The following is a 7,933-nucleotide window of genomic DNA, read 5'->3' on the forward strand; positions in this document are numbered from 1 at the left end:
TTGCTCGCGAAAAACTCACAGGCACCGCGTTCATTCAGAAAGCACGCGTTATCGTTGACGTTTTTTGCGAGCAAGCTCGCTCCTACATAAACAGCCTTGAGTGACTGGCATTGGGGCTTGCCCCCCCTTCCACTCAATGCCCGTCGGGAATAAACGCCACGCTCCCCCCCGACCGCCTCTTGAATAACCGCTCGCCATTGTCCGGCTGCGTCGTGACCACTTGATGATCAGCCGCCAAAAATGCCAACGGCTGGGGGTCTTGCCTGGAGTACTGCGCAACGATAATCGTGTGTTGCGGATCGAACCCCTGGCCGCTGGTTTTTTCCAGCCAGGCCATGAACGCGGCGCTGTCGCCCTGGCGCGGGAAGTCTTGGTTCTCGCTGACGTAGTAGAACGGCTTGCCGCCGTTTTGCAGGTACATCGGCAGTTTGTTGTCCACTTCCACCAGCACCAGTTGCCATTGGTTCCAGGGTGCGCTTTTCACGGCCTGGGCTTTTACATCCTCGGCAAAGCGGGTGACGCCGCCGTTGCCGGTGCTCCAGGGGTAGATCACGCCCAGCACCAACAGCAGCAGCCCTGCGGCGATACCGAAGCCTTTTTGCCAGCGCGGCCACCGGGCCGGTTGCTGGTGCAGGCGTTCGCTCAGCCACCAGGCGCCGAGCAGTTGGGCAAATGGCACCAGGGGCAGTACGTAGTAGCTGCGTCGGCTGCCGCTGGCGGTGAAGAAGACGAACAACAGGCCCAGGCCCCACACCAGCCAGCGCACGTTGGGCGGTGTACGGCGCCAGTGACGAATGGCGAGCCATGCGCCGAGCACCCAGCACGGTGCCCACGGCAGGGTGTAGGCCGGCAGGTAGATCAGGTAGGTGTAGATCGGGCCCATATGGTCAAAGGGGTCGAAGAAACGCACCACGTTTTCGCGAAACACCAGTTGCAGGCCGCTCTCGCCGTAGGTGGGGGCGCCGTAGAGATGGGACAGTACGAAAGGAATCGCATAGAACGCGCCGGCGATCAGCAGCGCCAGTACCAGCCTCGGGTTGAGATGGCGTTTGTAGCGCTGCTGGCTGAGCAGATGCGGCAGCAGCACCAGCCCCGGCAGCACGAACCCGATCAAGCCCTTGAACAGCGACGTTGCCGCCAGCAACAGGAAGAACACGGTATAGCGCCCCAGCCGGGTGTCGTCCGGCCCGCGCCAATACCACCAGACCGCCGCCAGCACGCCGCACACGGTCAGCACATCGGCGGTGGCCACGCGGGCCCAGAACAGGAAGTAGAAGGTGGTGGCAAGCATCCAGCCGGCGATCAGTCCGGTGCCTTTGCGAAACAGCTGTTCGCCGATCAGGTACACCAGCCAGATGCTCAGCCAGGCCGCGATCACCGATGACAGGCGCAGTGACCAGGGACCCAGACCGCCCATGATGTTGGCCAGACCGGTGATCAGCCAGTAGGAGGGCAGGGGTTTGTCGTAATAGGGCGCGCCCTTCAGGTACGGATCGAAGTAGTCACCGCTTTGCAGCATCTGCAGGGCGATGTTCGCCCAGCGCGTTTCCGGCCCCCACAGGTCGCGACTGCCCAGGCCCAGCAGCAGGAGCAAGGCCGAGACGCCGAGCAATAAAATGAGGGCGCCGCGTTCGGTTTTGCACAAGCGCATGGGCTTTTCCTGTGAGGGGGATCAAGGTTGTTGGGGGTAAATCGTCAGTACCAGGTTGCCCTTGCGGTAGCGCTTGCCACCGCTCGGCAGTTGGCCTTCTTCAAGGTGTTCGCTGGTGTTCCTGACGCGCATCAGCACGCCGACCGAACCCTGCGTTCGAGCATCCTTCAACCAGGACTGAACGCTGTCCAGGGTGACCTTGCGCTGTTGCGTATCCGGGTAATCCAGGCCGTAGCGCAGTTCCCCCGCAGTGTTGTAGAACGCCACCTGCGGCCGGCGCAGGCGCCAGGCCAGGGCCGCCGCCGAACCCAGTTCATTGCTCAGCAGAGCACGGGTGTGTTGCAGTTCATCCAGATGCTCAAGCACGAACGGGTCGGGCATTTCATTATCCGCAATGATCTGCGGCATGCTCGCCGGCAGCAGCGCCACCAGCAGGCCGATACCCAGGGCCGGCATCGCCCATAACGTCAACGGGCGCATCGCTTGCAGCAGGTTGGCCAGGATCCAGCCGAGCAGCACGATAAAGGCCAGGGACAGGTTGAACATTTCGGCGTGGCTGTTGCTGTAGATCGGGTTGGCGATCTGCAGGTAAATCAGCGCCACCATGGCCGTCATGCCGAGGATGAAATTGAGCGTGCCGTTGATGAAGATCGCACGGGTTTTGCGCTGGTTGAGCAGGTCGATCAGGGCATGGCCCATCAGCAACGCCAGGGGTAACAGGCACGGCATGATGTAGGTGGGCAGCTTGCCGCTGCTCAGGCTGAAGAAGCCCAGGGGCAGCAACAGCCACAGGGCCAGAAAGGCTATGGCCGGCTCGCGCCTGTGTTTCCAGGCGTTGAGCAGGGTGGCGGGCAGCAGGCCGGACCAGGGCAGACACGCCACCACCATGATCGGCAGGAAAAACCACCCTGGCCGCACATGCTGTGCAGTGTCCGAGGCGAAACGGCGGATGTGTTCATGCCAGAAGAAGAAACGCCAGTAATCCGGTTCGCGCCCATGGATCGCCAGCGCCCACGGCAGGCAGACCAGCACCGCGACCAGGATCGCCAACGGGCCGTAGCGCAGCAACTCGCCGAAGCGTCGCTGCCAGATCATATAAGGCAGGGCGATCAGCACCGGCAACAGCCACGCCAAAAAGCCCTTGGTCATGAAGCCCACGCCGCAGGCCAGTCCCAGTACGGCCCAGGCTCCAAGGCGCGCGCGCGGCGTGGTGCCGTCGAGCGCAAACCAGAGGGCGACCAGGCTCAGGTTGACCCAGAACGTGAATTGCGGATCGAGGTTGGAATACCCGGCTTGCCCGGCCACCAGGCCAAAACTCATGTAGAGCAACGCGCAGGCAAAGCTTTTGCGCGGGTCGTTCCACAGGCGGCGGGCAATCAGGTAGGCCAGCAACACGCTCAACGCCGAGGTCAGGACAGAGGCGATACGCACGCCGAACAGGTTCTCGCCAAACACGGCCTGGCCCAGGGCGATCAGCCAATAGCCCGCAGCCGGTTTCTCGAAATAACGCACCCCCATGAAGTGCGGCGCCACCCAGTTGCCGCTTATCAGCATCTCCTGGCTGACCTGGGCGTAGCGGGTTTCATCCGGGGTCCACAAACCGTGCAAACCCAACGGCAGCACCAGGAAAATCACCAGGCCAAGCACCAGCACCGGCAAGGGCTTCAATCGGGTCATGAACACCTCGCTGCTTGATGTTCAGGGGCAGGCGCGAAGTTTGAATAATCAACGGCGTCGAACATTAAGATAATCACTGATTTATCAGAAAAGTTAGGGCGTCCTGAACTAACAGGCGCGCTTAACATGCCAGACGCGGGCTGTCGTTTTGCTGAACGCACTACTCGGCAATATGTAAAAAAGTGTATTTAAAGTTGTTTCAGTGCGGCCGCCCATTCCTGACTTTTCATAGTGCCGATGGCTTTGAGTTTGCCGTCGGGCAATACCTGCACGAACACGGCGCTGCCGTACTCCGCAGCCCGTGCATGGGGATAACCGAGGGCCTCCTGCAAGTCACTCATGCAGGCGCTGTGGGTGATCAGCATCAGGTTGCGCCCCGCCTGTTTATGGCTGAGGGCTTCTTCGCCCATGGCGTCACCGCAGATGGCCAGTGGGCCGGGGGACAGCTCGGTCTTGCCGAACATGAACAACGATGTTTGCGCGGTGCGCGTGGTGGGGCTGCTGAGCACGTCGGTGCGCTCCATGCCCAGTGTTTGAAAGGCGCTGCCCAGGGCGGCCGCGCGTTGCGTGCCATTGACCGTCAGGCCGTCGGCGGGTCCGTAGCAGGGATTGTCCGAGCGATCACAACGCTCTTCATGCCGCACCAGCACGATCAGGTCGCCGTTGCGCCAACCGGCCAGCACCCCGGAAGTGACCAGGCGGTTGCCTGTGCCCAGATCCTGCGGTGACCTTGGCCAGAATAAAAAAGCGCTCAGCAGCAGGGCGGATACGATGACGCCCGCCACCGGCACGCGGAATTTTCTCAGGCGCTGTAACCTCGCCCTTCGGGGTTTGCTCAGGGTAATGTCTGCCACGCTGTTCACCATAGGTACACGTAATTGTTTTGTTGTTAAAAGACCGGCGCAACTCATACGGCAGATGTTCCTGGTGGAGCAAAAGCCTGTCACAAGGCTGCTGTCTTTCAGCTGAACATACGGGTATTAAGAAGCAACGCGTGGGGCAACTTTAAAGTTGTCTGTTAGTACTGCGAGGGTGGGGAATTTAAAGTGTTCGGAGTGGGCAGGCGGTGAAATCAATGTGAAAAAATTGCGTGGGAACGTCCATCAGCCGTTATTCTCGTTTGCAGTCCTTAACCCGAGCGTTCGTATGTTGCAGGTAGCAGGTGTTGTTAAAAATTACGCCACCCCCCAAGGCCCGTTGACTGTCCTGGCGGGTGTCGACCTGCACCTGGGGGCACGCAGCAGCCTGGCGCTGATGGGCGAGTCGGGCAGCGGCAAAAGCACGTTGCTGCACCTGGTGGCCGGGCTGGATCGGGTGGATGGCGGCAGCATCCTGATCGGCGACCAGCGCCTGGATCGTCTCAACGAAGGGCAACTGGCCCAGTGGCGGCGCACCGAAATCGGCCTGGTGTTCCAGCAGTTCAACCTGATCGGCAGTTTGCGTGTGGAGGACAACCTGGCGTTCCAGGCGCGCCTGGCCGGGCGGTTCGATGCGCAGTGGCAGGCGCAGTTGGTGGAGCGCCTGGGCCTGGGCGATTTGCTCAAGCGTTACCCGGAACAGCTCTCCGGCGGCCAGCAACAGCGGGTGGCGGTGGGGCGTGCACTGGCGTCGCGCCCCGGCTTGTTGTTGGCCGATGAACCCACCGGCAATCTTGACGAAACCACCAGCGATGAAGTGCTGCAACTGCTGCTCGACCTGTTGCGCGACAGCCCCACCAGCCTGTTGATGGTCACGCACAGCCCGCGCCTGGCCGCACGCCTGGACCGGCAAGTGGTGCTGCATCACGGCCGCGTCGTGCCGATGGAGCCGCGCTGAGATGGCGGTGTTCTACTGGGCGCTGCGTGCGCTGTTGAGCCATTGGCGGCGCCACCCGGTGCAGTTTTTCAGCGTGCTGACCGGCCTGTGGCTGGCCACCGCGTTATTGACCGGGGTGCAGGCCCTCAACAGTCAGGCGCGGGACGGTTACGCGCGGGCCAGCCAATTGATCGGCGGCGAACCGCAAGCCAGCCTGAGTGCGCCGGACGGCGCGGGCTTCGCGCAAGCCGTGTTCGCCGAACTGCGCCGTGCCGGGTGGCCGGTGTCACCGGTGGTGCAGGGGCGCGTGGTGCTCAAGGGGCATGAAGAGCAGCGTCTGCAATTGATGGGCATCGAGCTGGTGTCGTTGCCCGGCAGCGGCAGCGTGGCCGGGCAACGCTTGAGCCAGGCGCAGATACTGGCGTTTTTCGACGCGCCGGGGCGCACCTGGATTGCCGCGCAAACCTTGCAGGCGCTCGGCCTGCAGGAAGGCGAGCAACCGCTGACGGCCAACGGGCAGCGCCTGCCGCCGCTGCAAGTGCAGCCGGACATGGCCCCCGGCATGCTGCTCACCGATATCGGTTTCGCCCAACCGTTGCTCGACATGCAGGGCCGGCTGTCGCGCCTGCTGCTGGACAACACCTTCGCCGCCCGTCATCCCACACCACCTGCCGGGCTGCAACTCAAGCAGGGCGACGACAACAACCTTTCGCGCCTCACCGAAAGCTTTCACCTGAACCTCGACGCCCTGGGCTTTTTGTCCTTTGTGGTGGGGCTGTTTATCGTGCATGCGGCCATCGGCCTGGCCCTGGAGCAACGCCGGGGCCTGTTGCGCACCTTGCGTGCCTGCGGGGTCAGCGCACGCCTGCTGATCCTGAGCCTGGGCGTGGAGCTGGGATTCCTGGCGCTGCTGGGCGGCGTGCTCGGCGTTGCCAGCGGTTACCTGCTCGCCAGCCTGTTGCTGCCGGATGTGGCGGCCAGCTTGCGCGGCCTCTATGGCGCCGAAGTCGCCGGCCAACTGAGCTTGAGCCCCTGGTGGTGGCTGGCAGGCCTGGGCTTGAGCCTGCTGGGTGCGTTGCTCGCCGGGGCCAGCAGCCTGTGGCGCGCGGCACGCCTGCCGCTGCTGGCGCTGGCCAACGCCCAGGCCTGGCACGAAGCCCACGGGCGTTGGCTGCGACGCCAGGGCTGGGTGGCGGGCGTGGCGCTGGTCGTTGCGCTGCTGGCGCTGGTCTGGGGCAACAGCCTGACCGCCGGGTTCGTGCTGATGGCGGCCTTGCTGCTGGGCGCCGCACTCGGCCTGCCGGTGCTGCTCAATGGGGTGTTGAAGGGCGTGCTGGGACGCAGTCGTTCGGTGCTGGGCCAATGGTTTCTCGCCGACTGCCGTCAGCAATTGCCGGCCCTGAGCCTGGCCTTGATGGCATTGTTGCTGGCCCTGGCGGCGAATATCGGTGCGGGCTCCATGACGTCGGGGTTTCGCAGCACGTTCAATAACTGGCTGGAGCAGCGTCTCACCGCCGAGCTGTACCTCAACCCGCAAAATCCGGCCCAGGCGCAGCACTTGCAAACCTGGCTGGCGCAACAACCACGGGTGCGCGCGGTGCTGCCCGGCTGGCAAGTCGCGGTACAGTTGCAAGGCTGGCCGGCCGAGATGTTCGGCGTGGTCGACGACCCCACCTATCGCCAGCACTGGCCGCTGCTGGAGGCGGCAAGCGCGCCCTGGGACCGCTTGCTGCAGGACGACAGCGTGATGCTCAGCGAGCAATTGGCGCGACGCTTGAACGTGCGCCTGGGCGACAGCGTTCAAGTCCCCACGCCCCAGGGCCCGTGGGCACCGACAATCGTCGGCATCTACGCCGACTACGGCAACCCCAAGGGTCATCTGCTGGTCAACGCCAAGCACTTGCTGGCGCATTGGCCGACGCTGTCACCGGTGCGTTTCAACCTGCGCGTGGCACCCCAGGATGTGCCGCCGCTGGTGCGGGACGTGCAGCGTGAATTCGACCTGGAAGACAGTCGCGTCATCGATCAACAGCAACTGAAGGGGTGGTCCAGCCAGGTCTTCGAGCGCACCTTCGCCGCCACCGCCGCGTTGAACAGCCTGACCCTTGGCGTGGCGGGTGTGGCGCTGTTCATCAGCCTGTTGACCCAGAGCCAGAGTCGCCTCGGGCAACTGGCGCCGTTGTGGGCACTGGGGGTCACGCGCCGCCAACTGATGCTGCTCAACCTGGGCCAGACCTGGCTGCTGGCGGTGCTTACCCTGGTGCTGGCGTTGCCCCTGGGGCTGCTGCTGGCGTGGTGCCTGGATGCAGTGATCAACGTGCAAGCCTTTGGCTGGCGCCTGCCATTGCAGGTGTTCCCCTGGCAGCTGGCGCAGTTGATGGGCCTGGCGATGCTTGCCACGCTGCTGGCGTCGGCCTGGCCATTGTGGCAGTTGTACCGCAGCCGCCCGGCGGATTTATTGAGGACGTTTGCCCATGAAGATTAAAGCGTTGGGGCTGGCGCTGTTGTTGCTGCTGAGCGCATGCGATAAAGCCCCCGCACCCCAGGAAAGCTTTGCCGGCCTTGGCAGCGATGCCGCCGACTTCGTCCAGGTGGTGCCCGGCAAAGTGTTCTCGTTCCCCGAGGATCACGGCCCACATCCAGGCTTTCGCATCGAATGGTGGTACGTCACCGCCAACCTCAAGGACGCCCAGGGCAATGCCTTCGGCGTGCAGTGGACGTTGTTTCGCAATGCCGTGAAAGCCGGGCCAGCGCAACCGGGCTGGCGCGACTCCACGATCTGGCTCGGCCATGCCGCCGTCACCTCCGCCA

6 protein-coding genes are annotated in these 7,933 nt (G+C 63.6%); 3 read left to right on the plus strand and 3 right to left on the minus strand.

The window, feature by feature from the left end; translation table 11 throughout:
- Positions 1-133: 133 nt before the first annotated feature.
- The 3 genes from BFP89_RS20640 to BFP89_RS20650 form a co-directional block, all read right to left on the minus strand.
- Positions 134-1,651 carry an ArnT family glycosyltransferase gene (locus BFP89_RS20640; RefSeq protein ID WP_065887238.1) on the minus strand — a complete coding sequence of 506 codons (1,518 nt, stop codon included), beginning with the start codon at positions 1,649-1,651 and terminating at the stop codon, positions 134-136.
- A 21-nt stretch (positions 1,652-1,672) separates the two neighbouring features.
- The gene (gene arnT, locus BFP89_RS20645) at positions 1,673-3,328 is read right to left on the minus strand and encodes a lipid IV(A) 4-amino-4-deoxy-L-arabinosyltransferase (RefSeq protein ID WP_065887241.1); all 1,656 of its coding nucleotides are present in this window, start codon (positions 3,326-3,328) and stop codon (positions 1,673-1,675) included.
- A gap of 188 nt (positions 3,329-3,516) precedes the next feature.
- Positions 3,517-4,194, minus strand: coding sequence for a lipopolysaccharide core heptose(II)-phosphate phosphatase PmrG (locus tag BFP89_RS20650; RefSeq protein ID WP_065887243.1), 678 nt, complete (start codon positions 4,192-4,194; stop codon positions 3,517-3,519).
- A gap of 280 nt (positions 4,195-4,474) precedes the next feature.
- On the opposite strand from BFP89_RS20650, the gene BFP89_RS20655 reads away from it, so the two are divergent.
- The 3 genes from BFP89_RS20655 to BFP89_RS20665 all read left to right on the plus strand — a co-directional run.
- A complete protein-coding gene (locus BFP89_RS20655; protein WP_065887245.1) occupies positions 4,475-5,143 on the plus strand; it encodes an ABC transporter ATP-binding protein in 669 nt (222 codons plus the stop codon).
- Position 5,144: 1 nt separating this feature from the next.
- Positions 5,145-7,607 carry an ABC transporter permease gene (locus tag BFP89_RS20660; protein WP_065887246.1) on the plus strand — a complete coding sequence of 821 codons (2,463 nt, stop codon included), beginning with the start codon at positions 5,145-5,147 and terminating at the stop codon, positions 7,605-7,607.
- Positions 7,597-7,933: lipocalin-like domain-containing protein (locus BFP89_RS20665; protein WP_305119635.1), on the plus strand; the 337-nt coding region annotated here is incomplete at its 3' end. The genes BFP89_RS20660 and BFP89_RS20665, both read left to right, overlap by 11 nt.

The organism is Pseudomonas sp. 31 R 17, from assembly GCF_900004915.1.
Taxonomy (GTDB): domain Bacteria; phylum Pseudomonadota; class Gammaproteobacteria; order Pseudomonadales; family Pseudomonadaceae; genus Aquipseudomonas; species Aquipseudomonas orientalis_A.

Coding starts and splice junctions, on each gene's coding strand:
- BFP89_RS20660 (WP_065887246.1), top strand. CDS start 5,145: ATGGCGGTGTTCTACTGGGCGCTGCGTGCGCTGTTGAGCCATTGGCGG.
- BFP89_RS20650 (WP_065887243.1), bottom strand. CDS start 4,194: ATGGTGAACAGCGTGGCAGACATTACCCTGAGCAAACCCCGAAGGGCG.
- BFP89_RS20655 (WP_065887245.1), top strand. CDS start 4,475: ATGTTGCAGGTAGCAGGTGTTGTTAAAAATTACGCCACCCCCCAAGGC.
- BFP89_RS20640 (WP_065887238.1), bottom strand. CDS start 1,651: ATGCGCTTGTGCAAAACCGAACGCGGCGCCCTCATTTTATTGCTCGGC.
- arnT (WP_065887241.1), bottom strand. CDS start 3,328: ATGACCCGATTGAAGCCCTTGCCGGTGCTGGTGCTTGGCCTGGTGATT.